Annotated in this window: 30 protein-coding genes; 12 read left to right on the forward strand and 18 right to left on the reverse strand. The window is 68.6% G+C overall.

Annotated elements, in window-relative coordinates; all coding sequences use genetic code 11:
* The first annotated feature begins 65 nt into the window (after positions 1-65).
* The 3 genes from J7I44_RS00545 (at position 66) to J7I44_RS00555 (ending at position 1,627) form a co-directional block, all read left to right on the forward strand.
* Complete coding sequence (locus J7I44_RS00545) at positions 66-650, forward strand: HD domain-containing protein (protein WP_209614512.1); 585 nt, start codon at positions 66-68, stop codon at positions 648-650.
* Positions 651-683: 33 nt separating this feature from the next.
* Positions 684-1,109, forward strand: coding sequence for a hypothetical protein (locus tag J7I44_RS00550; RefSeq protein WP_209614513.1), 426 nt, complete (start codon positions 684-686; stop codon positions 1,107-1,109).
* Between the two features lie 71 nt (positions 1,110-1,180).
* On the forward strand, positions 1,181-1,627 hold the full coding sequence (locus J7I44_RS00555) for a BON domain-containing protein (RefSeq protein ID WP_209614514.1): 447 nt from the start codon (positions 1,181-1,183) through the stop codon (positions 1,625-1,627).
* Positions 1,628-1,743: 116 nt separating this feature from the next.
* Here J7I44_RS00555 and J7I44_RS00560 read toward each other — a convergent pair whose 3' ends face one another.
* From J7I44_RS00560 to J7I44_RS00570, 3 genes are all read right to left on the reverse strand, one after another.
* Positions 1,744-2,052, reverse strand: a complete 309-nt coding sequence (locus J7I44_RS00560; RefSeq protein ID WP_209614515.1) for a YetF domain-containing protein — start codon at positions 2,050-2,052, stop codon at positions 1,744-1,746.
* Positions 2,053-2,202: 150 nt separating this feature from the next.
* Positions 2,203-2,712, reverse strand: a complete 510-nt coding sequence (locus J7I44_RS00565) for a hypothetical protein (RefSeq protein WP_209614516.1) — start codon at positions 2,710-2,712, stop codon at positions 2,203-2,205.
* A 96-nt stretch (positions 2,713-2,808) separates the two neighbouring features.
* On the reverse strand, positions 2,809-3,273 hold the full coding sequence (locus J7I44_RS00570; RefSeq protein ID WP_245187827.1) for an NUDIX hydrolase: 465 nt from the start codon (positions 3,271-3,273) through the stop codon (positions 2,809-2,811).
* Positions 3,274-3,393: 120 nt separating this feature from the next.
* Here J7I44_RS00570 and J7I44_RS00575 point away from each other — a divergent pair, with 120 nt between their 5' ends.
* Entirely contained in the window at positions 3,394-4,836 is a 1,443-nt protein-coding gene (locus J7I44_RS00575; protein ID WP_209614518.1) for a phospholipase D-like domain-containing protein, read from the forward strand.
* Between the two features lie 62 nt (positions 4,837-4,898).
* On the opposite strand, the gene J7I44_RS00580 is transcribed toward J7I44_RS00575, so the two are convergent.
* Positions 4,899-5,453, reverse strand: coding sequence for a hypothetical protein (locus tag J7I44_RS00580; RefSeq protein WP_209614519.1), 555 nt, complete (start codon positions 5,451-5,453; stop codon positions 4,899-4,901).
* Between the two features lie 90 nt (positions 5,454-5,543).
* A complete protein-coding gene (locus tag J7I44_RS00585; protein ID WP_209614520.1) occupies positions 5,544-5,990 on the reverse strand; it encodes a helix-turn-helix domain-containing protein in 447 nt (148 codons plus the stop codon).
* A 108-nt stretch (positions 5,991-6,098) separates the two neighbouring features.
* Here J7I44_RS00585 and J7I44_RS00590 point away from each other — a divergent pair, with 108 nt between their 5' ends.
* The 4 genes from J7I44_RS00590 to J7I44_RS00605 all read left to right on the forward strand — a co-directional run bounded on the left by J7I44_RS00590 (position 6,099) and on the right by J7I44_RS00605 (position 9,172).
* Positions 6,099-6,608, forward strand: a complete 510-nt coding sequence (locus J7I44_RS00590; RefSeq protein WP_209614521.1) for a DUF2938 domain-containing protein — start codon at positions 6,099-6,101, stop codon at positions 6,606-6,608.
* 61 nt (positions 6,609-6,669) lie between these two features.
* A complete protein-coding gene (locus J7I44_RS00595; protein WP_209614522.1) occupies positions 6,670-7,518 on the forward strand; it encodes a methyltransferase domain-containing protein in 849 nt (282 codons plus the stop codon).
* 33 nt (positions 7,519-7,551) lie between these two features.
* On the forward strand, positions 7,552-8,004 hold the full coding sequence (locus tag J7I44_RS00600; RefSeq protein WP_209614523.1) for a YybH family protein: 453 nt from the start codon (positions 7,552-7,554) through the stop codon (positions 8,002-8,004).
* Between the two features lie 64 nt (positions 8,005-8,068).
* On the forward strand, positions 8,069-9,172 hold the full coding sequence (locus J7I44_RS00605; RefSeq protein WP_209614524.1) for a glycoside hydrolase family 18 protein: 1,104 nt from the start codon (positions 8,069-8,071) through the stop codon (positions 9,170-9,172).
* A gap of 242 nt (positions 9,173-9,414) precedes the next feature.
* On the opposite strand, the gene J7I44_RS00610 is transcribed toward J7I44_RS00605, so the two are convergent.
* The 5 genes from J7I44_RS00610 to J7I44_RS00630 form a co-directional block, all read right to left on the reverse strand.
* Positions 9,415-10,134 (reverse strand): DUF3618 domain-containing protein, encoded by a 720-nt coding sequence (locus J7I44_RS00610; protein WP_209614525.1) that lies wholly within the window; start codon positions 10,132-10,134, stop codon positions 9,415-9,417.
* Positions 10,131-10,580 (reverse strand): phage holin family protein, encoded by a 450-nt coding sequence (locus J7I44_RS00615; protein WP_209614526.1) that lies wholly within the window; start codon positions 10,578-10,580, stop codon positions 10,131-10,133. Before J7I44_RS00615 ends, J7I44_RS00610 begins: the two co-directional genes overlap by 4 nt.
* Positions 10,577-11,299 (reverse strand): hypothetical protein, encoded by a 723-nt coding sequence (locus J7I44_RS00620; RefSeq protein WP_209614527.1) that lies wholly within the window; start codon positions 11,297-11,299, stop codon positions 10,577-10,579. Before J7I44_RS00620 ends, J7I44_RS00615 begins: the two co-directional genes overlap by 4 nt.
* Positions 11,300-11,766: 467 nt before the next feature.
* Positions 11,767-12,174, reverse strand: coding sequence for a DUF3597 domain-containing protein (locus tag J7I44_RS00625; protein ID WP_342451857.1), 408 nt, complete (start codon positions 12,172-12,174; stop codon positions 11,767-11,769).
* Positions 12,175-12,200: 26 nt separating this feature from the next.
* Positions 12,201-12,623: a DUF937 domain-containing protein gene (locus J7I44_RS00630; RefSeq protein WP_209614528.1), complete on the reverse strand. Its 423-nt coding sequence runs from the start codon at positions 12,621-12,623 to the stop codon at positions 12,201-12,203.
* A 187-nt stretch (positions 12,624-12,810) separates the two neighbouring features.
* Between J7I44_RS00630 and J7I44_RS00635 the strand changes: the two genes are divergently transcribed.
* From J7I44_RS00635 to J7I44_RS00645, 3 genes are all read left to right on the forward strand, one after another.
* On the forward strand, positions 12,811-13,434 hold the full coding sequence (locus tag J7I44_RS00635; protein ID WP_245187828.1) for a TMEM175 family protein: 624 nt from the start codon (positions 12,811-12,813) through the stop codon (positions 13,432-13,434).
* 104 nt (positions 13,435-13,538) lie between these two features.
* On the forward strand, positions 13,539-13,994 hold the full coding sequence (locus tag J7I44_RS00640; protein ID WP_209614529.1) for a hypothetical protein: 456 nt from the start codon (positions 13,539-13,541) through the stop codon (positions 13,992-13,994).
* A 114-nt stretch (positions 13,995-14,108) separates the two neighbouring features.
* Entirely contained in the window at positions 14,109-15,662 is a 1,554-nt protein-coding gene (locus tag J7I44_RS00645) for a POT-type proton-dependent oligopeptide transporter (RefSeq protein WP_209614530.1), read from the forward strand.
* A gap of 140 nt (positions 15,663-15,802) precedes the next feature.
* Here J7I44_RS00645 and J7I44_RS00650 read toward each other — a convergent pair whose 3' ends face one another.
* From J7I44_RS00650 to J7I44_RS00675, 6 genes are all read right to left on the reverse strand, one after another.
* Positions 15,803-16,162, reverse strand: a complete 360-nt coding sequence (locus tag J7I44_RS00650; protein ID WP_209614531.1) for a DUF1428 domain-containing protein — start codon at positions 16,160-16,162, stop codon at positions 15,803-15,805.
* A gap of 347 nt (positions 16,163-16,509) precedes the next feature.
* Positions 16,510-17,349 carry an exodeoxyribonuclease III gene (locus J7I44_RS00655; protein WP_209614532.1) on the reverse strand — a complete coding sequence of 280 codons (840 nt, stop codon included), beginning with the start codon at positions 17,347-17,349 and terminating at the stop codon, positions 16,510-16,512.
* Between the two features lie 21 nt (positions 17,350-17,370).
* Entirely contained in the window at positions 17,371-18,459 is a 1,089-nt protein-coding gene (locus J7I44_RS00660; RefSeq protein WP_209614533.1) for a sugar-transfer associated ATP-grasp domain-containing protein, read from the reverse strand.
* Between the two features lie 366 nt (positions 18,460-18,825).
* Positions 18,826-19,335, reverse strand: coding sequence for a peptide-methionine (S)-S-oxide reductase MsrA (msrA, locus tag J7I44_RS00665; RefSeq protein ID WP_209614534.1), 510 nt, complete (start codon positions 19,333-19,335; stop codon positions 18,826-18,828).
* The gene (msrB, locus tag J7I44_RS00670) at positions 19,332-19,793 is read right to left on the reverse strand and encodes a peptide-methionine (R)-S-oxide reductase MsrB (protein WP_209614535.1); all 462 of its coding nucleotides are present in this window, start codon (positions 19,791-19,793) and stop codon (positions 19,332-19,334) included. Before msrB ends, msrA begins: the two co-directional genes overlap by 4 nt.
* 162 nt (positions 19,794-19,955) lie before the next feature.
* Positions 19,956-20,438 carry an Hsp20 family protein gene (locus J7I44_RS00675; protein WP_209614536.1) on the reverse strand — a complete coding sequence of 161 codons (483 nt, stop codon included), beginning with the start codon at positions 20,436-20,438 and terminating at the stop codon, positions 19,956-19,958.
* A gap of 478 nt (positions 20,439-20,916) precedes the next feature.
* Here J7I44_RS00675 and J7I44_RS00680 point away from each other — a divergent pair, with 478 nt between their 5' ends.
* A complete protein-coding gene (locus J7I44_RS00680) occupies positions 20,917-21,930 on the forward strand; it encodes a methyltransferase (RefSeq protein WP_209614537.1) in 1,014 nt (337 codons plus the stop codon).
* A 93-nt stretch (positions 21,931-22,023) separates the two neighbouring features.
* Here J7I44_RS00680 and J7I44_RS00685 read toward each other — a convergent pair whose 3' ends face one another.
* On the reverse strand, positions 22,024-22,602 hold the full coding sequence (locus J7I44_RS00685; RefSeq protein ID WP_209614538.1) for a DUF6624 domain-containing protein: 579 nt from the start codon (positions 22,600-22,602) through the stop codon (positions 22,024-22,026).
* Positions 22,603-22,626: 24 nt separating this feature from the next.
* Complete coding sequence (locus tag J7I44_RS00690; protein WP_209614539.1) at positions 22,627-23,955, reverse strand: amidohydrolase family protein; 1,329 nt, start codon at positions 23,953-23,955, stop codon at positions 22,627-22,629.
* Between the last annotated feature and the right edge of the window lie 20 nt (positions 23,956-23,975).

Genomic DNA, 23,975 nt, shown 5'->3' on the forward strand with positions numbered 1-23,975 from the left:
CTGGCGGAAAAGAAGAAGCGCCGGTTCGACGCGAGCCAATGCCCCGCGCGCGATGGCTGTCCCTGATGCAGGCCTGGGATCTGCCGCCGAACGAGGACACGTGGTGCGAGCTGGTGGCCGCATACGGGCAGACGCACCGGCACTACCACACCGGTGCGCACATCGACGCCTGCCTGCGTCATCTGGATGCGTGCGTGCAGGCGCTCGACCATCCGCGCGAGGTCGAACTGGCGCTGTGGTTTCACGACGCGGTCTACAACCCGCTGTCGTCGAAGAACGAACGGAAGAGCGCCGGCTGGGCGGAGGATTTCCTCGCACGTCGCCAGGTGCCGGCCGAGGCCATCGCGCGGGTCGGGAAGCTGGTGATGGTCACGCGGCACGACGCGCCTGCGCGCACGAACGACGAGTCCTTCGTGGTCGACATCGACCTGTCGATCCTCGGCGCCGAGCCGGTCGTGTACGACGCCTTCGAACAAGCCATCCGGCGCGAATACCGCCACGTGCCGGGCCCGCTCTATCGGGCCGGCAGGTCGCGCCTGCTGGAACAATTCCTGACGCGCCCGCGAATCTACGCCAATGCGCCATTCGCGCTGCGGGAAGGGCAGGCGAGGGCGAACCTGGCCCGTGCCATCGAACAGCTGCGCGCCTGATCAACGACCAACCCACCCTGTGGAGCCCATGGAATGAACGCTGCACGTACGTCTTCCCTCATCACGACCTTCAGTGCCGTTGTCCTGGCCGCCGGAGGTCTGGCCCTGTTGTTCGCCTCCGACGAACTGCTTCCGCGGTTCATGCCCGGGACACCGGCCAGCCTGACGGTGCTAGGCCAGCTGACCTCGGCGGGCTGGCTGGCCATGGCCTGGCTCAACTGGAACCAGCGCCGGATGCTCGTCGGCGGCATCTATGGACGTCCGACCGTGCTGGCCAACTTCATGCTTTACCTGGTGAGCGCGTCCAGCCTGCGTCATCCGGCGATGGCCGGTGGCGCGTCGCCCGTGCTGCTGTCGGTCGCCGTGTTGTTCGGGGCGCTGACGCTGGTCTACGGCGCGCTGCTCCTGCGCGGGCCGTTCGGAGCGGACACGCCGGCGGGGTCCGGCGCCAAGGGCTGACTTTCGCGTGCCGTTGCCACGGCCTCGCGCAGCATCGCTCGTCTCGGATCCACTCATTCCAGGAAGCGGTCGTGGCACGGCTACTGAAACTTGCCGCTGCGTTTGCGGCGGGCGCGGCGGCGATGTATCTGCTCGACCCGGTGGCAGGGCGCCGCCGCCGGGCCATGGCGCGCGACAGGGTGCGTGCCACGGGCCAGGACATCCAGGACTTCGCCCAGGACAAGGTCCGGCATGCGGCCGATCGGCTGCACGGGGCGGCGTCGCATCTGCAGGGACACGCACCCTCGGACGACCGGCAACTGCATGACCGCATCCGCTCGAAGCTGGGACACCTGGTAGCCCAGCCCGGCAGGGTCGAGGTTCACGTGGAGGATGGCCTGGTGACCCTCGGCGGTTCGGTAGGTCGCGCCGAAGTCGATGGCCTGGTCGCGGCGCTGACCGACATGCCTGGCGTCGCGCACGTGGACAACCGGCTGGACGCGTCGGAGCCGTCGCCTTCGAGCGAACGCAGGCACTGAGCGCCGACAGGCCGGCCATGCGCCTGTGTAGGGCCCCGCTTGCGGGCGGTGTTTCTGTTGCATCGGCGAGAACGCGCACCGCCCGCAAGCGGGCTCCTGCAAAAAGGCGGCGTTGCTCAGCTGCCTTCGCGGGGCACGATGGAAATCGTGCCGTCGTTTTCGATCGCGGCGTGCTTGACCTCGTCCAGCCGCTCCAGCCCCTGCTTTGAACGTGCCGCCGCGACGACTTCGGACGGGTCCACGCGCGTGTTGTCGCCGGCTTCCTTGTCCCACGCGCCATTGCGCAGCACCAGTACCGGTAGCCCTTCGAGCCAGCGGCTGGCGGTCTTCGAGTGGTGCTTGATGACGGACAGGATGATGCTCAGCCCGACCAGCGTCATGATCAGCAGGAAGGCGTTGGTGATCGAATGATCGCTGTCGACCATGGCCTGCTGGGTGGTCTCCGAGATGATCAGCAGCAGGATCAGCTCGAACGGCGAGGTCTGCGCGAGCGTGCGCTAGCCGGCGATGCGGAAGATCAGGAACAGGAAGGTGTAGACGATAAAGCCGCGAATGACCGATTCCATGGGCCGTCCTCAGGGAAGGATGAACTGGTCGATGACCAGGGGAGCGGCGCCGTCGGCAGTGACGTTGCCGCGCACGTGGCCGAACGTGGCCTGTTCGAACTGGAACTGGATGCGCGCGGGCGAGCCTTCGGCGGCTTCCATGGCGAAGACGTACTCGGTGTAGCCGGGGCCTGCGCGCACGTGTTCAGGCTCGGGGATGATCGACTGGAGCTCGACTTCGTCCAGGAGGGCATTGTCGAAGCGCAACCGGAACACGCCGTCGCGCGCCAGCGAGGGCGCGACCGTGAAGTGGTATTCGCTCGGCGCGCTGGCGCGCTGCAGGCGGTCGTAGGCAAGCGTGAGCTTGCCCGGCTCGCCGGCATTCGCCTGACTCAGCGGACCGTAACCGAGCAGTCCGAGCAGCCCCGCGGCGAGCAGGATCGCCATGACTGCCCAGCCGACGCGCTCGATGCGCCACTCGCGCCGGGAGTGGGTGCGATCCTGTTCGATCTGGAGGCCGTCGTCTCTCGTCTGCGCCATGGGGTTGCCGTCAGTCCAACAAACCCGTGATACGACGCGTGCCGCCTGTTGGGCGTGAACAGCCTGTGGTGCAGGCACCCGGGCGCCTGACGGCAGCTAGAACGGTATGCGCAAGGCGGGCGTTGGCGGGCGCAGGACGAACTCCTGGTGCACGTGCGCATAGAGCGTACGCTGGCCGCCGAACGGAAGGCGCGCGATGGCGTCGGGGAAGGGCAGCCAGGCATGGTCGTCATGCTCGGCGTCCAGACGCACGGCGGCATCGGTGTCGACGTAGGCGACGAACGCGGGCACCACCGCAATGCATTCCTCGCGCAAGTCGTAGTAGGTCTCGCACTGGTCGGCCGAGTAGAGCGCCGTCGGACGCAGGCCGGTCTCTTCGGCCAGCTCGCGCACGGCTGCCTGCCATGCTTTTTCGCCTGCTTCCAAATGCCCGGCGGCGTAGGTCCACAGCCCGTGCAGGTGGGCTTTTGCGCGGTGCAGGAGCAGGGTGCGTGCGTGGTCGCCCTCGCCGCGAACGGGAATCACCGAAACGAGCGTGCAGCGCATGGGAATGCCGTGCATTGGGTTCTCTCCGTAGCGAAAGCGAAAAAGATGCGGCCGAGTCGCGTGCAATAGCCGTGCTTGCTTGGGGTTCATCGGCACAACCTCATGATTCGATGACAGTTTGGCCAGAAAACCCGCATGCAGTCATTCCCCAGCGCGCGCTCGGCCGCCAGCCGGTCTTCCGCGTGTGCATCAAACGACCTGCGCGACTCGCGCACGCGCCATGGCCCCGGCTACTTCAGCGCCCCCGAACCGACCGGCAACGCCTCCGGCCGGTGGGGCGTGCGGCGGGTCGGCGCGCATCTGTGCCGGACCTGGCGCAGGGTCGGGCTCTTGCTGGTCGCTGCCGGCTCGGTCGGCCTGGCCGGCCTGACCGCGGCCAACGTGCTGCCCGAGGGACCGGGGCTGGCGCAGGCGCCGGCGCACGTCGCGCCGGTCGACAGCGCGGCGTTCCGGCAACAGGCCGAAGCCCTGCTCGGTAGCCCCATCACGCAGGGCAACGCGGCGGTGGACCTGCAGAACGGCGATGTCTACTTCCCGGCGATGCTGGCCGACATCCGCTCGGCGCGGAAAAGCATCGAGCTGGAGAGTTACATCCTGCGCCGGGGCCACATCGCGGACGTCTTCGTCGACGCACTGTCCGAGCGCGCACGCGCGGGTGTGAAGGTGCGCGTGGTGATCGACTGGATGGGCTCGCGCGGCAACGTCGCCGATGCCGAGCGGCTGCGCGACGCGGGCGTCGATTTCCACTTCTACCGGCCGGTCCGGCTGGGCCAGCTGGCGAGCCTCAACAAGCGGACCCATCGCAAGCTGATGGTGGTCGACGACCGCGTGGCCTGGACCGGCGGCATGGGCATCGACGACGCCTGGCTGGGCAATGCCCGCAACGGCCGGCAGAAGCGCGACATGATGTTCCGCCTGCAGGGCCCGGCCGTGGCGCAGATGCGTGGCGTGTTCGAGGAACACTGGCTGGCCACGGGCGGCCAGCGTCTGCCGCCGCCTGAAGCGTCGCCCTCCGTGGCGCCGGGCTCGCTGCCGGTGCAGGTGATCGCCAGCACCGACCGCGTGGGTAAGTACAACTCGCAGCGGATGTTCCTGCTGGCGATTGCCGGGGCACGGCGCTCGATCGACCTGGAGGCGTCCTACTTCGTGCCGGACGCGGCGGTCCGCCAGGCGCTGCTCGATGCGCTGGCACGCGGGGTGCGCGTGCGCATCATCGTGGAAGGCGACCATGTCGACGGCCACATGGTCGGCGATGCCTCGCGCACCTATTGGGCCGACTTCCTCGCTGCGGGTGCACAGATCGCGCGCTACGCGCCGTCGCTGTTCCACAACAAACTGATGGTGGTGGACGACTACCTGACCCTTGCCGGCTCGGCCAACTTCGACAGCCGCTCGTTCCACCTCAACGACGAAGCCAACATCGCGATCTACGACGGCGCCTTCGCGCGGCGGATGGTGGATGTGTTCGATCGCGACCTGGGCGTGTCGACGCCGGTGACGATCGCCAAGTTGCAACAGCGGCCGTGGACCCAACAGGTCACCGACCGCTTCTGGGCCGAATTCGCCTCTCAGTTGTAACGGCGCCCGTCCGTGCTGCATGCCGTGGCGGGCTGAAGCCCACCCTGCGACGATCCCGCGCCTCAGCGGATCGGCGCCATCAGGTGCCGGTAGGGCGTGTCGGCCCACATCACGTAGGGCGCGTCCGTTCTGGGATCGGCGGCTTTCGGGTACTGGTCGTAGAAGGCCGGGTCGGCGCCGACCACCATCACGTGCGGGCCGGTCTTGATCCAGTGGTTGCCCTGCGGCTTGCTCGCGTAGGGGTCGGTGTTGCTGGCGTCGGTGCCGCCTTCGAGCATGTACATCAGGCCGACCTTGCCGGCCGGCGGCGCGGCGTGGGTCAGCCAGGCCTGCACCCAGCCCATCGCGGCCTTGTCCGCGCACATCGGGTCCGGCCCGGGCGTGGCGGGCGCATCGGGAATGCAGGTGAAGCCGTTGCTGCCCTGGCGCAGGGTGCGCATGGAACCATCCGGCTGCATCGCCATGATGGTGGCGTGGCGCCCTACGCCGGCGGGCGCCGCGCGCATGGCGCTGGCGATGAGCTGGGCATCGGACGGTTGCTTGGGATTGTCGGCCTGCGCCATAGGCAGGACGAACAGGGTCGCGACAAGAACAAGTGGAGCGATCGAGGCAGGCATGAGAGGCCTCCCGCAGGTGACAGCGCGGCCAGCCCGGGTTTCCCGGCGGCATCCTGTGCCCGCGCGTGTTACCGGCCGATCAAGCGCGCGTCACTGGCGCGGTGGCGTCTTGCGGCGAGGCGATGCCTTGGTCGGATGGCGCACCTGGTTCGCCGTGGCGACGCGCAGCAGGCGCTGGAACCTGGGGCATTCGAGATGGCTCGGCGCGGGGCAGGTCGACGCATGGCGAAGGCCCTCGCGCACCGCGGCCAGCCGGCGGATCGTCCGGTCCAGTTCGTCGGCCTTGGCCGCGAGCTGCTCGCGGTCGATGCGCGGCTTGCCCCCGGACTTGAACAGCCCGGCCAGGTCGTCCAGCGCAAAGCCGGCGCTGCGCCCCAACGTGACCAGCGCCAGCCGCTCCAGCACGTCGGGCCCGAACATCCGCCGCAGGCCGTGGCGGCCGACCGAGGTGATCAGCCCCTTTGCTTCGTAGAAGCGCAACGTGGAAGGCGGCAGGCCGGTGCGCCGGGCGACCTCCGCGATATCGAGCCATTTCATGCTTGACCTCAAGTGGACTTGAATTCGTAGGCTCCCCCCATCGCGATCGGGAGACAAGCCTTATGACGACGCAACACCAGACGACGCAACACCTGTCGGAGCACGACCATGGCTGAGCTTGCGCACTTCCTTTTCCACGCTGCCGTGGTCGGCATGGGCGCCACGCTGGTCATGGATGCCTGGTGGCTGTGCCAGAAGCACCTGTTCGGCGTGCCGGTGCTGGACTATGCGATGGTCGGTCGCTGGCTCGGTCATCTGGTCCGCGGACGCCTGCGCCATGACGCGATCAAGGACGCACCACGCGTGGCCGGCGAGCGTGCGATCGGCTGGATGGCGCATTACGCGATCGGCGTCGGCATCGCCGCCATGCTGCTCGCGGTGGCCGGCGTGGAGTGGGCGCATGCGCCGTCACCCGGTCCCGCCCTGGCAATGGGACTGGTCAGCGTGCTGGCGCCGTTCCTGGTGCTGCAGCCGGCGCTCGGCGCGGGCATCGCCGCGTCGCGGACGCCGCGCCCGGGCGTGGCACGGCGGCGCAGCCTGGTTACCCATTTGGTGTTTGGTCTGGGCCTTTATCTGGCCGGCGAGGGCTGGATGCTGCTGTTCCGCTTGGCGGGCTAGGCAGGATTTCAGGGGCCCACCGGGCCTCGCGGCGCATCGCGTCCGCTGCCATGCTGGGCGAATGACGACCGACCGTATCCATGACCGGCTCGACGATCTGGCCTGCGATGCCTCGCTTGAGTCCGCGGATCGCTGGCGCTGGCGCGCCGATGTCCTGGACTGGCTCGACAGCCTCTCGCCCGTGCTCGCAGGTGGCGTCGCCGATCGCGCGCAGGCGCTGCGCACGCGACTGGAACGGGCCGACGCGGCGCTGTACGGGCGCCTGCGTGCGGCGATCCGCCGTGGGCTCGGGCCCGGGCTCTTCGGGCGCTGGCAGCAGCAACGCCGGGACCCCATCGAGGGCGAGGGCTACGACGCACTCGACGAACTGCTGGCCGGCGTCCTGCGGCTGGCGGACCCGGGCGCCGGATCGCGCCCGCTGGAACCGGAGATGGTGTTCTATCAGCCGACCCCCGCGCGCCACGTGCTGGACATGCTCGCGCGCAGCCGCCTCGGCCCGCGCGACGTTCTGGTCGACCTTGGTTCCGGGCTCGGACACGTGCCGATGCTGGCGTCGATCTGCACCGGTGCCCGCACCGTGGGGGTGGAGTGGCAACCTTCGCATGTCCAGGTCGCCCGGCATGCGGCGCGCGCGCTGGGACTGCACGATGTCGAGTTCCGCGCGCAGGACGCGCGCGATGCGGACCTCGCCCTCGGCACCGTGTTTTTTCTCTACACCCCGTTCGTGGGCTCGGTGCTTCGCACCATGCTCGAGGCGCTGCGTGAGGAAGGCAGGCGACGTCCGATCCAGGTGTGTACCTTCGGCCCCTGCACGGGCGTCATCGCCGGTGAGGCCTGGCTGCGCACGGACGAGCCGACGAGGGCAGACCGGGTCGCCGTCTTCCAGGTCGCCAGGCCCAGCAACCATTAAGCTGCAAGGATCTTGGCCACCACGGAGCACGCGATGAAACTGTCACGCTGGGTCGTCCTGTGCTCGTTGATCCTCGCCGTGCCCGCGATGGCCGCGACCGACGATGCCGCCGCCATCCGCCAGGTGCTGGCCGACCAGCAGGCGGCGTGGAACCGCGGCGACGTGGAAGCCTTCATGCAAGGCTACAAGGACGCCCCCGACACCACCTTCGTGGGCAGCACGATGCGCAAGGGTTACCAGGCAATCCTGGCGAGCTACCGCAAGCACTACGCGAACAAGGCGCAGATGGGCCGGCTCACATTCTCGGATGTGGATGTGCGGCTTCTGCCCTGCGCGGAGGGCGACGTGCGCCACGCCGTGGTCACCGGGCGTTTCCACCTCGACCGCAGGGCGCATGGCGAGGTCGCGCAGGACGATGGCGTCTATTCGCTGCTGTGGGAGAAGACCGCCGCGGGCTGGAAGATCATCCTCGACCATTCCAGCTAGGTTTCATGCGTTGGCCCACGACCTCGCCAGTGGCTTGTCCACGTTCTCCCGGAGACCCGTATTCATGTGCCTGCGCTCATCGAGGTTCGTCCCCATCGTGTTGGCCTGTGCGCTGGCGATATTGGCCGGCATGGCACAGGCGACCGGTTACCGCGTGGTCGGCTATGCCACCGACTGGAACGCCACGCAGGCGCGCACGCTCGAGCGCATCGATACGCTGATCTTCGCCTTCGCCCACGTCGAACACGGGCGCGTGGTGCTCGATGGCGACGCGCCCGAGCGCCTGCGGCGGTTGCTTGCGCTCAAGCGCATCAAGCCATCGCTCAAGGTGAACATCGCCGTGGGCGGCTGGGGCGCGGGCGGCTTCTCCGAGGCGGCCGCCACGGCCGAAGGTCGGCAGGCGTTCGCGCAGAGCGCGGCGGCACTGGTCGCAGCGCAGGGAGCCGACGGGCTGGACGTGGACTGGGAGTACCCCGGCCATGGCGAATCAGGCATCGCATCCAGCCCTGACGACCGTGCCCACTTCACCCTGCTGCTGAAAGCGTTGCGCCAGGCGCTCGACCGCCAGGCGGGCAAGGGCCGGCATTACGCCCTCAGCATCGCGGTCGCGGACGGGCCGTTTGTCGATGGCATCGACATCGCCGCGGTCGCGCCCGTGGTCGACTGGTTCAACCTGATGACCTACGACTTCGTCAACCGGATGACGCCGACCACCGGCCATCACGCGGGGCTGTACCGCTCTCGCCTGGCGCCGGCCGACGCCCGTACGGCCGACGGTGCGGTGCGCCAGTTCCTCGCTGCCGGCGCGCCGCCGGAAAAGCTGCTGCTCGGTGTCGCCTTCTATGGGCGCAAGTTCGGCGACGTGCAAGCTGACCACGACGGGCTCTACCAGCCCTACGGCCACTACCAGGGCGAGCACCCGTGGCCGGAGCTCAAGCGCGATTTCATCGATCGCAACGGTTTCGCGCGCCAGTGGGACGCGAAGGCCAGGGCGCCGTGGCTGTGGAATGCGCGCACGCGTGAGTTCATCACCTACGACGATCCACGGTCGATCGCCGCCAAGGCCGGTTACGTCAAGGCCGGACGGCTGGGCGGGATGATGTACTGGGAGCAGATGCACGATCCGGAAGGCGAACTGGTGGATGCCATCTGGCAGGGGCTGCACTGACGCCCAACCCGCACGGTTCCCGGCAGGCGCGCCCTCGGGCACGGCGAGATCTGACCGCGCGTGCGGCGGGTGCGGCGGATGGAGAGGCGCAGGGGGCTCCGTCGCTCATCGCCTCCCGCGCAGCGACTGGTGGCGATCGCCGGGTATCGGGTTCGTTCCAGGCGAGCCGCTGCCCTGCGGTCGCGCCCAAGGGCGCTCCTACGGGAGGCAGCGGCTCTTTGGCGTGATCGCGTTGACCGGCCTCAGTGCCGCACGTTGTCCTTCGGCTCACCCATGTCGTGCATGACGTCGCGCGCCTTGTCGGCGCCGGTCTGCACGGCTTCCTTTGCCTTGTCGGCAAGCTGATCGCTGGCCTCGCCCATGAGCCGGTTCTCCGGTTCGGTCGTGGGCAGGGCCGCGCCAAGCAGCGCGCCGACGGCGATGCCGATGGCACCCAGCGCCAGCGGATTGTCGCGCAGCAGGGTGTTGTAGCCCTGCACGGCGCGGTCCTTCTGGTGCATCAGCGTTTCGCGCGCGTCATGGGCCGTGTCGGCCATGCGTGCGGTGGTGTCGGCCACGCGCGACCTGGCCTGGTTCCATGTGCTCGACACCGTCTCGGACACCTCGCTGCCCATCTCCCGCGCGCGGTCCATCACGCCGGTGCCGTCGTCGGCGCCCGTGGCCGCATAGGGGCTGCGCAGCGGCGCCGGCTCGTTGCGGCTGGCATACAGCCACACCAGTCCGACCGTGGTCAGCAGCGCGGGCACCGGGTTGGCCTTCACCGCATTGCCGATGTTCTGCGCGAACTCGCTGCCGGTGCCCTTGCCGAAGTGGACCATGCGATCGAACAGCTGGCCCGGCGAGAGTTTGTTCTCCAGCGCATCGACGATGTGGTTGATGTCCGCGCGCTGCTGGTCGATCTCGCGCTCCAGGCGGGCGGGATCCTTGTGCGATTCGGCATCGATCCGTTCTGCGGTGCTCATGGCGTCCTCCCACGGATGGCATCGGCATCCTTCTGCAACGAGTGGATGGTGTGATCGGGCTTGAGCGCGCCGGGCTCGAACTGCTTCTTGCCGGCCGTGACCATGATCCAGCCCACCACCAGTGCCGCCGCGCCGACGATCAGCGCGGACAGCCACGGCGCCAGCACGGTGCTCAGTCCGTACACGCCGGCCATCAGCAGGATGATCAGCCCGGCCAGCATCACCGCGCCGCCAGTCGCCACCGCTGCCACGCCCGCTTTGGTCGCGCGCAGGTTCTCGCGCATCTCGGCCTTGGCCAGCGCCAGCTCCTTGGTGAACAGCGCCGGGATCTCGCGCGCGAGTTGCTTGAGCAGGCCGCCGATGGAGTTGTCGTCCTCGCGCGAGGGGACCGCGCGAAGCGCCGGCCGGTTCTCGAAGGTCTGCGGTTGTTCGAAAGACTTGCTCATGGCTGGTTCCTCCCGCGCAAAGTGTCGGTGGACGACAGGCCGTCTTGCCTGCCGTCGATGTCGTCGCTTGCGGCCGCGCCGGCCCGGGCCGAGATGGCATCGGCCGTGGAAGCCGACGGGCCGGGTACCGCGGGGATGGCGCCGGTCAGGCCGCCGGGTGCGGCGGTGTCGATCGTGTCGTTGCCGGTCGCCGGGCGCGCGGTGGTGCCGGGGACGGCCGCGTCGGCGTCGGTCCAGCGGGTGGTGCCCGCGCGTTCGCTGGTCGCCGGGTACGAACGTGGTTCGCGATCCGCGGTGTTGTGGGCCGATGCACGTGCGAAGCGGGTCAGGCCGAAACCGATCGCGATGCTGCCGGCGATGAACAGCGTGGGGTTCTCGCGTGCGATCCGGCGGACGTCGTGCAGGATCTCGTCCGCGCTCTTCTCACGCAGTCCGTCGGCCATGCGCCCGAGGCTCCCGGCCATGTCCGAGACGTGCTGCGACAGATGGGCGACGTCGTCGTCGTGCATCTGGGCCGCGGCGGCCTTGACGCTGTCGGCGAGTGTGTCGACCTTGTCGGCGGCCGCGTTGCGGTAGTGCTGCACCTGCTCCTGGCCTTCGGCCCGCACTTTGTCGGCCATGTCTTCGGCACCATCGCCGAGGCCGGGATCCGGGCCGACGCCAGGGCCCGTGGCCTGCCCGCGGGCGGACGGGCGGTTGCTGTCCTGGGGTGTGTTCATCTGCGCCTCCTCGATATGGACCGGCGGCGCCCGTGCGCGGACCCTCCCTGCGTCCCTGCCGCGCCACGGGTGTCGGTGGTGTCCATGGGTTTGTCTATGGCGGTCTCCGCCGCCTGCGGCCGGTGGCGAGGCGTGGTGCCGTCACCCGTTTGGCCGTCTATTCCGTCATGTGCCATGACGTGGAAAGGATGAAGCACGCGCGATGACAGGCCCGTCTAAATGCGCTTCATCCCGCGTCACGGGAGGGCCCAGGCAGACGCAGGGAAAGAGCAGGCGCAGGACAGGCAAGCAGGCGCCTGACTGGCGTGGCCGGAAGTCGCGCGGTGGCGAGCTTCTGCGCAGCGGTGGCGCTGTTTGCGAGCATCGAGGCCGGCCATCGGGCCCATCGGGAAACTGAAGCGGACGTAAGCGTCGATGCCCGATATGCACGAAGCGGCCCGCCCGGCGGACCGCTTCCGGAGGTGAGGTCAGTGCTTGAGGCTGTCCGGCACCTTGCCGCCGTTTTCGGCGAGTTTCTTCATCACCGCCTTGTGCAGGGCGATGTTCTCCTCCGCGCTGCCGTCGGCGCCCACGTGCACGTTGAGCTCGTTGGCCAGCTCCTTGCGCGCGGCAAGGCTGGAGTCCATGTCCAGCAGCTTGAGCAGGTCGACAATGGATTGCCGCCAGTTGCCCGCGTTGCCCTTGGATGCCGCCATCTTCGTCAGCACGGCTTCCACGTCGACTGGCTGCTGGGGTGTCGGCGCCGGGGCGGGAGCAGGAGCAGGGGCTGGCGCCGGCGCCGTGGCATGGCCCGCCGTCGGTGCGGGAGCGGGGGCAGGCGCAGGCGCCGGGGCGCGGTGGAAGATCTTGTCGAGGATGGTGCCGAAGATGCTCACGGGGTGTCCTTCAGTCGGGTGGGGGTTCAGAGCAGGCCGCCGAGCTGGGAAGCGAGGCCACCGAGGCCTCCCTGCGCGTGCGCGTTCGAGGTGGCCTTCGCGGCGAGGCTGGCGAACTGCGGGAGCAGCTTCTTGAGCGTGTCCACGTTGATGCCGGTCTGCGTGCTGGCTTCCTGCGCCAGCGACCGGCTTGCATCCCTGGAACCGAGGACCGCGCCCAGCACATCGTTGCCGTGGGCCCGCGCCGCGTCGCTGCCGGGTGGCGCCTCGGCCGGTGGCGCGGCGGGCAGGGAGCCGGCCTGCGCATGCGTCATGAGCCCGCCGGCCAGGGCCGGCAGCAGCGCCTGCGCGGCGCGTTCGACCATCGCCGGCGAAAGGTCGAAACGTGCGGCGATTTTTTCCAGCGCCGGCGTGCCGACGTACTGCATGACAAGATCGATGAGCGACATGGCGGCGGCATCCTCGCGGTGGTGGACGCCGGCAGTCCGGCGTGGCGAACGAGGGTCCCGCGCCGGGGCTGAAAAGGCCGTGAGGGGCGCGTCACATGCGGGCCATGCCGCAGGCTTCTTCTTGATAGAGTCCGCGAGCATCCGGCGCCGCGCTCGTGGCAGCCCGACCAGACCACGAGGGGATCGGATGGAAGCCAGCAAACACCACGGTCGCCGGCCTGGCATGGGCAAAGGCCGACTGGAAGCCTTCAGCGACGGCGTGATCGCGATCATCATCACGATCATGGTGCTGGAGCTGAAGGTCCCGCACGGCAGCTCGCCCGAGGCCCTGGCGCCGCTGCTGCCGGTGCTGCTGAGCTACGTGCTGAGCTTCGTGTACGTGGGCATCTACTGGAACAACCACCACCACATGCTGGCGGTGTCCGGGCGCGTGTCCGGCGGCGCGCTGTGGGCCAACCTGCACCTGCTGTTCTGGCTGTCGCTGTTCCCCTTCGCCACCGCCTGGATGGGCGAGAACCACTTCGCTGCCGCGCCCACGGCTGCCTACGGCGTGGTGCTGTTGATGGCGGCGATCGCGTACTGGCTGCTGCAGCGGACGCTCATCGGCGTGCAGGGCGCCGATTCGGTGCTGCTGCGTGCGATCGGCAGCGACTGGAAGGGCAAGCTTTCCCCGGTGCTTTACGCGCTCGGCATCGTATCCACCCTGTGGGCAGCCTGGATCGCGCAGGCGCTGTACGCGGCGGTGGCCGTGATGTGGCTGGTGCCCGACCGGCGGATCGAGGGCATCGTCGGCGACGACCAGAACGCCTAGCCGATGGCCGCGTCTGCTTGACGCATAATCGCGGCCGGTGGGAACGAATGGCGCGATGGTCGCGCTGTAAACCACGCAGGCCCGCCTGGGCCACAGGGGAACCAATGAATCGTCATTTCGTCAAGGCGTTGGCCGTGGGCGTGGGTCTGATGGCCAGCCAGGCCAGCCACGCGGGCGTCTACACCGACGACCTCGGGCGCTGCCTGGTGGCACATACCTCCGAGCAGGACCGTATCCAGCTCGTGCGCTGGATCTTCCTGGTCGCTGCGCTGCATCCGGCGGTCAGCGACATCTCGCAGGTCAGCAGCGCCGAGCGCGACACCGCCGACCGCGGCATGGCCGAGCTGCTGGTGCGCCTGATGACCGACAGCTGCGGCAAGCAGACCCACGACGCCGTGCAGTACGAAGGCCCGCAGGCGATCGAAACCAGCTTCGGCACGCTGGGTCAGGTGGCGATGCGTGGCCTGATGTCCGATCCGCACGTGACGGCCGGCTTCGCCGGTTTCAGCAAGTACCTGGACAACGACAAGCTCAAGGCCGTGATGGCGCCAGGCAAGTAAGCCGCGCCCGCGTCCCGGGTGCCGGCAGACGGCGCCCGGGACGCCGGAGCTTCTTGCTACAGTCGGGCGCTGGGGAGGCGCCGGCGGCGGCCCTCCCGCACCACGGGAGTCCGGATGACCACCACCACCCACGAACCGTGCGGCCGCCTGCCGCGGCAGATCGGCTACATCATCGGCAACGAGGGTTGCGAGCGCTTCTCCTTCTACGGGATGCGCAACATCCTCACGCCATTCCTGATCAGCAGCCTGCTGGCCTACATGCCCGAGGCCGAGCGCACGCTGGCGGCCAAGGACGTATTCCACAGCTTCGTCATCGGCGTGTACTTCTTCCCGCTGCTGGGCGGCTGGATCGCCGACCGCTTCTTCGGCAAGTACCACACGGTGTTGTGGATGAGCCTGGTGTATTGCCTGGGCCACGCCTGCCTGGCGATGTTCGAGGACCACCGCGTGGGCTTCTTCATCGGGCTGGGCCTGATCGCGCTGGGCGCCGGGGGAATCAAGCCGCTGGTGGCGTCGTTCGTGGGCGACCAGTTCGACCAGTCGAACAAGCACCTGGCCAAGGTGGTGTTCGACGCCTTCTACTGGATCATCAACTTCGGCTCGTTCTTCGCCTCGCTGCTGATGCCGATCTTCCTGCGGCAGTTCGGCGCGGCGGTGGCATTCGGCATTCCCGGCGCGCTCATGTTCGTCGCCACGGTCGTGTTCTGGCTCGGGCGCCACCAGTACGTGATGGTGCCGCCCGCGCCGCCGGACCGGGATGCGTTCTCGCGGGTGGTGCGAACGGCGCTGCTCAGCCGGCAGCCGGGGCAGGCGCGGCCCGGTCTGTGGGTGGCGGGCGCCGGCGTGGTCGCGGCGCTGGCTTCCTTTGCGTTGATCCCGGCGCTGGGCTTCGTCATTGCCGCCTGCATCGCGCTGGTCGCGGCGATCGCGGGCATCGGCGGCGGGGCCTGGATGCAGATGGACCGCGCCCGTGGCGCCCATCCGGACGCGGCGGTGGACGGCGCGCGCAACGTGCTGCGCGTGCTGGTGATCTTCGCGCTGACGACCCCGTTCTTTTCGCTGTTCGACCAGAAGGCGTCGACCTGGGTGGTGCAGGGCGGGCGCATGAGCATGCCCGACTGGTTCCACCCGGCGCAGATGCAGGCGCTGAACCCGATGCTGGTGATGCTGCTGATCCCGTTCAACAACCTGGTGCTCTACCCGTTGCTGCGGCGATGGGGGTATGCGCCGACCGCGCTACGCCGGATGACGGCGGGGATTGCCTTCAGCGGACTGGCGTGGATCGTGGTGGGCGGATTGCAGCTGGCGATCGACGGCGGCGATGCACTGTCGATCGTATGGCAGGTGTTGCCGTATGCCTTGCTTACCTTCGGCGAGGTGCTGGTTTCGGCGACCGGCCTGGAGTTCGCCTACAGCCAGGCGCCGGCATCGATGAAGGGCGTGGTGATGAGCTTCTGGAACCTCACCACCACCGTTGGCAACCTGTGGGTGCTGCTGGCGAACGCGGCCGTGCGCAACGATGCGGTGACCGATTCGATCGCGCGCACCGGGATGAGCACGGTGGCGTTCCAGATGTTTTTCTTTGCCGCGTTTGCGCTGGTGGCAGCGCTGGCGTTCGGCCTGTACGCGCGCAGCTACCGGGAGCGGGACTACTACCGCGCGGGGTGATGGCCTGAGGCACGGCTACCCCACCGCTCTGGGGCAACTTCCCCGCCAGGCGGGGGAAGGGTCATGAGCCATATCGATCCTTCCCCCATCACGGGGAGTGCCCGCAGGGTGGATAGGGCGCCCGGAGCGAGCGCCCGTGCTTATTTGCCCACTTCCACCACGGGCAGGAACCCACCGAAGATCATGCGCTTGCCGTCGAACGGCATCGGGGTCTTCTCCGGGCTCAGGCGCGGGTCGTTCATGATCTTTTCCATGCCGGCATCGCGGGTGGTTTTGTCGGGCCATTCGATCCAGGAGAACACCACCGCTTCCTCCGACGTCGCCTGCACGGCGCGACGGAAGTCGGTGACCTTGCCCTCGGGCACATCCTCGCCCCAGCACTCGACCACGCGCGTGGCGCCGTGTTCGAGGAAATAGGGATCGAGCGTGCGGGCGTGTTCGATGAACTTGTCCCGGTTGGCCGTGGGCACGGCGATCACGAAACCGTCGATGTAGGACATGGCATGGACTCCTCTGGCCGGTTGCCTCTTGTAGACGATCGAGGCCGTGGAAAATCGACACGCGCGCACGAGGGGAGTTCGAGGCGAGCCCGGCCCCTCACCCCAACCCTCTCCCCGGAGGGGACAGGGAGCTCGGTGTGCGCGTCCGCACGAGGGGAGTTCGAGGCGAGCCCCGCCCCCTCACCCCAACCCTCTCCCCGCAGGGGAGAGGGAGCTTGTTGCGAGCTTCTGCGCCCGCGGGGGGGGGGCAGAAGCGTGCCCCTGCTCCCTCTCCCCTGCGGGGAGAGGGTTGGGGTGAGGGGCCAAGGCTTGCGGGGAGTGGCGGCTGTGCCGGGTGTCCCGCTCCGTCACCCGCAGAGCTCGACCCACAAGGGCGCGTGGTCGCTGCCAGGGCGCAGGGCCGGGTCGTCATCAATACCGGCGCCGGCGAGGCGCGGCAGCAGCCCCTCGCCCAGCAGCGCGAAATCCACCCGCGCCGCATCCAGCCGATGCCGGCTGCGCGGGTGGAACCAGGTGTACGCGCGGGTGTCCGGATGCAGCTCGCGAAAGGCATCGATCAGTCCCAGGCCGACGACGAACTCCTCGTTGAAGCGCCGCCGCGCGGTCGCATGCGGCTCCTCCGTGCGCAGCCGTGGCGTGGTGTCCTGGCGCGTGCGCGAGACATTCCAGTCGCCGATCAGCACCAGCTCCATGCCGCCGGCCTGCAGCACCCGCATCTCTTCGCCCAGGCGCTCGATGAAGCGTTGCTTGAACTGGTGGCGGTCGCCGTGCGGCGCGTCGCGCTCGGTGTCCCAGTGCGGGCGGGCGGTGCCGTTGACCGCGTAGACGTTGGCGATCGCCATGCCCAGCGCGGGCAGGCCCGAGACGATCACGCGCCCTTCGGTATCCCAGGGGAAACGCAGGGGCGTCGCCTCGAGCCCGTCGCGTAGCCAGGTCGCCACGCCGTAGGCACGACCGCCCCGGAAACGGCCGTTGTGCGGATCGCGGTTGAGCGAGGCGTGGCAGGTGAAGCCGGGCAGGGCGGCCTGCATCCGAGCGACCAGTGCCTGGTCCTGCGGGCGGATGCGCACTTCCTGCAGGCACAGCACGTCAGGCGAGCCCAGCCGGGCATGCAGGTCCGGCAAGCCGGAGGTGCCTTCCGCCAGCCAGGGCGCGAGGTTCTCGACGTTCCAGGAAACGATGCGCATCGGCTGCCGGGGTGCGTGGACTCAGGCCGCCGCGTGCTGCCTCCAGAGGTTCTCCCAGCCCAGGCCGCGGAAGCAGGGGCCGCGGGTGGCCTCGGAGAACTTGATGTCGTTGTAGCGCGCGTTCCACTCCATCAGCCGCGGCTGGTCGTCCTCGTCGATGCACAGGTCCCAGCCCAGGCACGGCATGTGCGGGCAACCCTGGTGCAGCGAGCGGCACAGCTGCGTGGCGGTGGCGAAGTGCGGGATGACCCGGCCGGCGAAGCGCAGGCCGGTATCCGGGTGCGCGTCGATGGTGCGCCAGTCGTGCAGGAAGCCGGTCTCGTCCAGCGCACCGATGGCCGGATCGACCGCCACGCGCACGTGACTGCGGCTGCGCACGATGTCGTCATCGACGCGACCCAGGCGCAGGTAGGCGGCCTTCACCGCGATGCTGCCGTCGAGCTCGCGGGCGGTGGTGATGCGCAACGTGGCGGTGGCGCTCGGGCTCAGCGCGGCGAAGAAGCCGTGCTGGCGGATCGGTGCCTGGAACACGCCGTCGGGCAGTGGCAGATGGCCCTCCGCGGGGAAGTCCTCGCGCGTCATGAAGCTCACGCTGCGGCCCTGGTAGGAGTTGTCGGCCTTGAACACGGCGCGGTCGTCGCGCGCGAAGAGAATGTCGGCCAGTTCGCGCTGCGACACCGGGCGGTAGTCGCGCGCGTAGCAGAGGCCGTCGATGACGTAGGCGAGGTCCGGCAGCGCCTCGGTGTTGAGGATGCGGTTGGTGAAGGACTTGATCAGTGCGACCTTGGCCACTTCGCCGCTCTTGTGCGGATCGACTACCAGCCCGTAGTAGTTGTCGGGAATCCAGCCTTCGCGGAAGCTGCCGCTCACCGCAGCGTAGACGTGCAGCCAGGGCGCGTAGCGGGTGCTGCCCAGCACCTCCCGCGCGTACTCGTCCGCCTGCCGCACGGCCGAGCGGTCCGTGGGCCCGCGCTGGCTTTCCACCGCGCGCAGCACCGCTTGCGCCTGCTGGTTGTAGTGCGCCTGGCGCTGCGTCTGCTGCAGCTCGGTGTACAGGCGCCTGGCGGCGGCCAGGCTGGTCTTCTTCAGTGACTTGGGGAACAGGGACATCGGCGTTCGGTTCCTCGGCGGGGAACGACGAAAGGCGCTGCAGCAGAGGCCGCAGCGGTGTCGGTAACGGAAGTGGCCGTGTCCGGTCGAGCGCTCGGGGCAGGCGGCAGATGCTTGCTGGTGACGCGCCAGGCCGCGGCGTGGATGGCTTCCTCGATCGTCAGGCGGGGCCCGGTTCGGTTCCGGGGTTCTTGGCTGCCCTTGCGTGCGGGAAGGGCCTGCGCGTGATACCGGGCGCGAGTTCAAGGCGTTGTGAATGGGCAGTGCGGGGCGACCCGGGGTCGCGCACAGGGGGCGCTCCTACAGGCGACCTCGCCCTCCCTTGTAGGAGCGCACCCTGTGCGCGACCGCCATGCCTCCGTATCGTCAGCGGGCCTCGGCGCGCCGCGGCAGTTTCCAGTCCGGCCGCACGAAGTGGCAGGTATAGCCGGTGGGGTAATGCTGCAGGTAGTCCTGGTGCTCCGGCTCGGCCTCCCAGAAATCGCCGGCCGGCTCGATCTCGGTCACCGCCTTGCCCGGCCACAGGCCGGAGGCGTTGACGTCGGCCAGGGTCTCCTCGGCCACGCGCTCCTGCTCCTCGGTGGTGTAGTAGATCGCCGAGCGGTAGCTGGTGCCGCGGTCGTTGCCCTGGCGGTTGGGCGTGGTCGGGTCGTGGATCTGAAAGAAGAACTCCAGCAGGCGGCGGAAGCTGATCTTCTGCGGGTCGAACAGGATCTCTACCGCCTCGGCGTGGCTGCCGTGGTTGCGGTAAGTGGCGTTGGCCACGTCGCCGCCGGCATAACCCACGCGGGTGGAAATCACGCCCGGTTGGTGGCGCAGCAGTTCCTGCATGCCCCAGAAGCAGCCGCCGGCGAGGACGGCACGTTCGGTACTCATCGGTGGGCCTCCTTCGTCGTGTCGAACAGCTTGCAGTAGTCGCCATACCCCTCGCGCTCGAGCGCGTCGAGCGGGACGAAACGCAGCGAGGCGGAGTTGATGCAATAGCGCAGGCCGCCGGTTTCGCGCGGGCCATCCGGGAAGACGTGGCCCAGGTGACTGTCGCCGTGGCTGGAGCGCACCTCGGTGCGGATCATGCCGTGGCTCATGTCGCGCTTCTCCAGCACATGCGCCGGCTCGGCAGGGCGGCTGAAGCTCGGCCAGCCGCAGTGGCCGTCAAACTTGTCCAGCGAGGTGAACAGCGGCTCGCCCGAGACCACGTCGACGTAGAGGCCAGGCTCGTGGTGGTCGTTGAAGGCGTTGTCGAACGGCCGCTCGGTGCCGTTCTGCTGGGTCACGCGGAACTGCTCGGGGGTGAGGCGGGCGAGCGCCTCGGGCGTCTTGCGGTAGTCGGGCATGGCGGCCTCCGGGAGTCCGATGTGTGGGTCCAGGGAAGGACATGGGGGCGAGCCGATTCGGTCCAAGCGTCGGCGGCTGGGAAAAAGGCGGCCCGCCGCCGGGCGGGCCGCCAAGGTTCACCGCAGTCGCCGGGCTCCGGCGCGTCCGGAGCCGGACGGAGGTCAGGCAGCCTGCGCCTCGAGCTGACGCTGGCCGCTCGATTCGAGCGCGGCGTCCGCACCCGCGTTGCCAATGGCAATGCGGCGCGGTCGCATGGCCTCGGGGATCTCGCGTTCCAACTCGATGGTAAGCAGACCGTCGGCGAGGTTGGCGCCGGTCACCTTTACGTGGTCGGCAAGCTCGAAGCGCCGCGAGAACGAGCGACTGGCGATGCCCCGGTACAGGTAGTCGCCCTGCTGCTCGCTGTTCCTGCGCTCGCCCGTGACCACCAGCAGGTTGGGCTGCAACGCAATGTCCAGTTCGTCGCGACGGAAGCCCGCGACCGCCATGGTGATGCGATAGCGGTCCTCGCTCAGTTTGACGGTGTCGTAGGGCGGCCAGTTATCCGCCGCCTGGACGCGGGTGGCGTTTTCGAGCATGTCGAAAATGCGGTCGAACCCGATGCTGGACCGATGCAGCGGGGCCAGATCGAACATCGTGCGCATGACCATATCCTCCTCAAGAGCAACATGGAGTGGACCACCGGCCGAAGGCCCGGTGGTGCCAGCTACGAGCTGGCGATCGGCACTTGGGTGCGTCGCGTCGACTTTCAAGTTCACCGTTTCAGCGGACGTTTAGGTGGCCAAACGTGGTAGCGGATGCCAGTGGTTTCGCCCGCGGCGCGACCTCGCGGACGCGCGCCAGCAGCTGCCGGTAGCAGCCGGACTGTTTGGCGCCTCACGAAGGGCGCCGGCAGGCCCTCCTGCCACTGGATGAGCAGGCCCTGGCGGCTGCAGGAACCGGCTAGAGAGAGCCATAGGCGCATGTGAAGAGCCTTCGACAAAACCGGTGGCATGATGTGCCGCCCGACCGCACATCCGGACGGGAACATACGATGCTTCGCCGACCCCCCGGTTCCGGTTACGCATGCCCTCGGGCCGACGCACCCACCACCGCCAGCGCGGTTACGGACGGAGCGAGCCCATGCAAGCGCAACCTTCTCCCGATGCCATCCTGCAGACCGGCCTGGCGTTCTGGGCTTCCAAGACCCTGCTGAGCGCGATCGAGCTCGGCGTGTTCACCCAGCTCGCGCGCGGGCCAGCCGATCTGGTGGGGCTGCGGGACGCGCTGGGCCTGCACCCGCGCTCGGCGCGCGACTTCTTCGACGCACTGGTTGCGCTCGGGTTCCTCGTGCGCACCGATGGCGTGTACGCGAACACCGCCGAAACCGACCTGTTCCTCGATCGCGCCAAGCCGTCGTACGTGGGCGGCATCCTGGAGATGGCCAACACCCGCCTGTATCCGTTCTGGCGCGGCCTGACCCTGGCGCTGCGCACCGGCCTGCCGCAGAACGAGGTCGCGCACGGCGGCCCCAACCTGTTCGACACGCTGTATGCCGATCCCGCCCGGCTGGAACAGTTCCTGGCCGCAATGACCGGCATCAGCCGCGGCGCAAACCTGGCGATCGCCCGGAAGTTCCCGTGGAAGGACCATCGAAGTTTCGTGGACGTGGGGACCGCGCAGGGCGACCTGGCCGCGCAGATCGCGCTCGCCAACCCGCACTTGCGCGGGACCGGCTTCGACCTGCCGGGGGTACGTCCGATCTTCGAGAACTACATCCGCGCAATCGGCGTCGACGACCGCGTGGCGTTCGCCCAGGGCAGCTTCTTCGACCAGGAGTTGCCGAAGGCGGATGTCGTGCTGATGGGCCACATCCTGCACGACTGGGACCTGCCGACCAAACGCATGCTGATCGGCAAGGCCTACGACGCGTTGCCCGAGGGCGGCGCACTGGTGGTGTACGAGTCGATCATCGACGACGAGCGCAGGGAAAACGCGTTTGGCCTGCTGATGAGCCTCAACATGCTGATCGAGACGCCCGGCGGGTTCGACTACACCGGGGCCGACTGCGCGGGGTGGATGGAAGAGGCGGGCTTTCGCCAGACGCGCGTCGAACATCTGGTGGGGCCTGACTCGATGGTGGTGGGAATACGGTAGCTGTGGCGCGACGATCCGGGCGGAAACTCCAGGGCTGGTGCGATCTCGCACCCGGCAAGGTCGCCGTCGCTTGGTTCATGGTCTGGGCGGGAGTCAGACCCAACCCACACGTTTGCGCCAAGCCAGCTCTTCGGCTTCGCGGGTGGCTGGATCCCCTCGAACCGGCGATGGATTCTTGCCGGCCCGAGCAACGATTTCCGTGAGAGGTGGCAGGCCCAGCGCTTGCCGCCGCGCTTCGATGTTCTCGGGGTCTTCCATGGGAAATGGCTCGGGGCCGTGGTCACCATCGCGAAACTGCGTCCCATATCGCTGGGGCAGACCCTCCAATACCCTGATCCGGTCGTCCATGTATGCGTGCTGCCAGGCATGCGCGTCATGGTTTGCGCTTGCCTGGCGTAGGAGATCGCGGCATTGACGCATGAAAGCCGGTTCGCCGATCGAGTGCTGTGCAATGCGCCAGGCCGCCTGGGCGCCGCGCTCTCCGACCAGCGAGAATCCAGGCCATCCGTGATCCGCGATGATCGCCCGAAGCCGAGCGGCATTGGCGCGATGGACCGCTTCCATCCGCGAATGGTAGCCATCGAACAAGGAACCATCCGCCGCGAGCTCTGCCCGGATCCGTTGGTCGTGATCGTCGAGGTCGATCAGCTGCTTTTCCAGCGCTTTGTCCACGATGGGTTCCTTCGAAGTGAACGGTCAGCGCGGCTTTTCCGTCGCGCCTTGTTTGTAGACCACCCCGTCTTTCATCACGAACGACACGTGCCGTAACACGCCGATGTCGCCGGTGGGATTCCCTTCCACGGCGATGATGTCGGCTTCCAGTCCTGGCTTGAGCTGCCCGAACCGGTCCTGCTGCCGCAGGATCTTCGCGTCGACCGCGGTGGCGGCAAGCAGCGCCTGCGCCGGGCGCATGCCGTCGCGGACCATCCACTCCAGCTCCTTGTAGTTCTGGCCGTGGGTGAACACGCCCACGTCGCTGCCGTTGCCGATGGTGACGCCGGCGTCCAGCGCCAGCCTGAAGGCACGGGCCGATTGCTGCATGTCGGCATCCAGCGGCTGGCCGGGCTTCCAGCCGCGGAAGTACTGGGCGTAGGCCGCTTCGGCTTCCAGCGTGGGCAGGTAGGCCACGCCATGCTGCTTCATCAGCTCGAACACCTCGCGGGTGCCGCCGTAGCCGTGCTCGATGGTGTCGACGCCGGCCAGCACGGCGCGGCGCATGCCTTCGGCGGTCGTGGCGTGCACCGAAACCGGTAGCCCGAGCGAGTGGGCGGTCTCCACACCGGCCTTGAGTTCTTCCTCGCTGAAGGTGGGGACCGAGCCGTGGCTCTTGCCGCAGTGGTAGTCGGCGTAGATCTTGATCCAGTCGGCGCCGTGGCCGGCCTGGTCGCGCACCGCGTCGATCATCTGCGGCACGCCGCTGACCGGTATGCCACCCTGCGGCAGGTCCAGGTCGCTGCGAAAACCCGTCGGGCCGGGGCCATAACAGTGCGCGGCGATGGTCGCGCGCGTGGCGACGAACAGGTGCGGGCCGGGGATCAATCCCTGGTCGATGGCGCGCTGGACGTCCACGTCGGCGTAGCCGGCACCTTCGGTGCCCAGGTCGCGCAGCGTGGTGAAGCCGGCCATCAGCGTGTCGTGTGCATGTTGCACGGCTTGGATGGTGCGGTAGGGCAGCGTTTCCTTGAGCACCTGGTCGTTCCACAGGGTCTCGTTGTACGGGTGCAGGAAGATGTGCGAGTGGGCGTCGATCAGTCCGGGCAGCAGCGTGGTGCCGGGCAGGTCGATGGTCTGCGTGCCGGGCGGCAGCTTCACCTGCGATGCCGGACCGACCGCCGCGATCCTGTCCCCCTGGACCAGCACCACCCAGCCTGCGTGTACCTGTTCGCTGCGGGCGTCGAACACGCGGTCGGCCTTGAGCAGCCAGGGGTGGTCGGCGGCCTTGGGCGTGGTAGCGCTGGCGGCGCCTGCGAGCAGGAGACCGCCGAGCAGCGCGGGAAGGGAGCGGTGGAGGCACGGCAATGGCATGGGCGTGTTCCTTTCCCGTG

The sequence above is a fragment of the Frateuria flava genome, from assembly GCF_017837635.1.
Taxonomy (GTDB): Bacteria; Pseudomonadota; Gammaproteobacteria; order Xanthomonadales; family Rhodanobacteraceae; genus Frateuria_A; species Frateuria_A flava.